This is a genomic window from Streptomyces sp. NPDC055078 (genome assembly GCF_053607985.1).
This window is the reverse complement of sequence record NZ_JBSGUP010000985.1, coordinates 1-2,082: the sequence shown is the minus strand read 5'-3', so window position 1 is coordinate 2,082 and position 2,082 is coordinate 1. Positions and strand designations below refer to the sequence as shown.

2 protein-coding genes are annotated in these 2,082 nt (G+C 70.6%); both read right to left on the bottom strand.

All coding sequences use genetic code 11. The annotated features are described in order from the left end of the window. On the bottom strand, positions 1 to 738 hold a 738-nt coding region (locus ACWF94_RS39395), incomplete at its 3' end, for a hypothetical protein (protein WP_453499930.1). Positions 739 to 794: 56 nt separating this feature from the next. Next, a partial coding sequence (locus ACWF94_RS39390) for an AI-2E family transporter (RefSeq protein ID WP_453499928.1) occupies positions 795 to 2,082 on the bottom strand: 1,288 nt, incomplete at its 5' end.

The window sequence follows — 2,082 nt, the reverse complement described above, 5'->3', positions numbered from 1 at the left end:
GTCCATCAGCGCCCCCATGTCATCGATCATGAATGGTCTGATCCCGGAGATATCGGGCGGAGTCCCCTCGCTGTCCGGCCCCATCGGCCCGCCCTCGGAGAGGGACATCGAGAGCACGGCCTGGCCGTCCAGGACATAGAGCGACGGCGGCAGCCCGTCCCCGCCCTTGAGGAGATACGCGCGCTCCCCCAGCCCCTCGACGCGCTCCAGCGTGACGGGATCGCGACCGAGGAGTGAGTCCGCGCTCGCGGCGGCGTCGAACTCCGGGCCGGGGTCGGTTCTGCGGTGCAAGGTGTACTCGATGAAGACGCCGGCGGGCATGAACTCCACACGCTGCTGCTGATCCGGGTTCTCGAACGTGAGCGAGCAGGTCGCGAAGTCCCTGGTCGGGTGTTCACGGGTCAGCGGCTCGCGTGTGCCGACCGGGCCGAGCACGGTGGACACGGCCTTCATCCCGGCGTCCAGACAGAGGTTGCGGCTGACCCGGTAGTCCCCGACGTCCGGGTCCTGCCCGCTGTGGGCGTACAGTCCGCCGGCCCAGACCGCCGACGCGGTCACCGCTCCCCCGAGCGCCCACAGCCAGGCCCGCAGCGGCGGGCGCGGACGCGGCTCCGCGTCCGGGGAGAGCACCACATCGAGCACCACATCCGGATCGCGCTGCCCGGGGATCGCCCCGCCCGGGAACTGAGAGCGCCCGGGTGGCTCCTCCTCGCCCACCAGTTCCGGTTCGGATATCACGCCTGTTCCTCCGGTATCACGCCAGTTCCTCCGGTGTCACGCCTTGTCCTCCGGCGTCACGCCTTCTCCTCCGTGTTCGCGGCGCGCGGCGGAGCGGAGTCGGACGGCACGGCCGGGGAGGCGTCGAGGGCCGTCGCGCCATGGGGCGGTGGTGAGCCGCGCAGCGCCTGTTCCTTACCGTACGCGCGAAGGTAGCCGACGACGGTGTTGGTGACGGCCACCAGTGGCACCGCCACCACCGCGCCGCCGATCCCGGCGGTGAGCCCGCCCGCGGCGACCGCGAGGACGACGGCCAGCGGATGGACGCGGACCGCGCGCCCCAGGATGAACGGCTGGAGCACATGGCCCTCGATCTGCTGTACCGCGAGCACCACGACCAGCACCATCAGCGCGGTGAACACCCCATGGGTGACCAGGGCGACGACGACCGCCAGCGCACCGGAGATGACCGCGCCGACCAGCGGGATGAACGCGAACAGGAAGATGAAGACGGCGAGGGGCACGGCCATCGGGACATCGAGGAAGTAGAGGCCGAGGCCGATGAAGATGGCGTCGATCAGCGCGACTATCACCGTGCCGCGCACATACGCGGTCAGGGTGCGCCAGGCGCGCGGCCCCGCTCCGGCGACTCCCTCCCGGGCCTGGGCGGGGACCAGTTTGAGGACCCACTGCCAGATGCGCTTCCCGTCGTAGAGCAGGAAGAGCGTGGAGAACATCGCCAGCAGTATGCCGGTGAGGATCTCCACCATCACGGTCACACCCTGGAGGCCCGCGGAGGTGATCTCCTCGGTGTTGGTGCCGATGGTGTCGCTGAGGTTCTTCGCGATGTCGTTGATCTGGCTCTCGGTGACATGGAACGGGCTGTCCAGCAGCCAGCGTTTCAGCTCCTCGATACCGTCCCTGACCCGGTCGGAGAGATTGTCGAGGTTGTCCATGACCTGCCAGACGACAAACCAGCCGACCAGCCCCATGAGTACGAACCCGGCGATCGCCGTCACGGCGGTGGCCAGACCGCGCGGCAGGCCGAGCCGCTTCAGCCGGGCCACGGTGGGCTGGAGCAGCGCGGTGATCAGCAGCGCCGCGACAAAGGCGAGAACCACCAGCTGTACGGCGCTGATCACGCGCATCAGCACCCAGAGCGTGCCCGCGAGGACGAGGAGGCGCCAGCCCGCCTCGGCGGCGACCCGCATGCCCCAGGGGATGGTGTCGACCGGCTGGGGCCGGGGGCGGACGGCGGGGGCGTACGCGGGCGGCGCCGGAACGCTCCCGGCGGAAGCGGGCGCATGGGCTTCGGTGGAATCCCCCTCGGCGGCGGGCGCTCCGCCCGCGTCGGCGTCGGCGTAC